This is a genomic window from Xanthobacter autotrophicus (genome assembly GCF_029991245.1).
GTDB lineage: Bacteria > Pseudomonadota > Alphaproteobacteria > Rhizobiales > Xanthobacteraceae > Xanthobacter > Xanthobacter autotrophicus_C.
The window spans coordinates 1-367 of sequence record NZ_JAIVFO010000415.1 but is presented as its reverse complement, the minus strand read 5'-3'; the positions used below and the strand labels follow the sequence as shown (position 1 = coordinate 367).

1 protein-coding gene is annotated in these 367 nt (G+C 35.1%); it reads right to left on the bottom strand.

The annotated features are described in order from the left end of the window. Positions 1 to 367 (bottom strand): Na/Pi symporter (locus K9U41_RS23475; RefSeq protein ID WP_282643233.1); only part of this gene is annotated, 367 nt, incomplete at both ends.

Genomic DNA, 367 nt, shown 5'->3' with positions numbered 1-367 from the left:
CATCTAATGATGCTAAAGGTTTAACGGCATCACCCATAAATTCTAGACCGAAGAATAGAGAACCGAAACCGAATAGTATGCGGCCAATGTTATTGATTTTAGAGCGTTTAAAGAAAAAGATTAAAAATGCACCTAATGCTAAAATTGGCATTGCATATTCGCCTAAATCTATACCGATAATAAATGCAGTTACCGTTGTTCCGATATTAGCACCCATTATCACTCCAATGGCTTGTTTCAATGTCATAAATCCAGCTGTTACCAGTCCGATTGTGATAACTGTCGTACCTGAACTACTTTGTATTAAAATAGTTACAACGATACCTGCAATAACACCTAATACTGGATTTGATGTAAATTTGTTTAA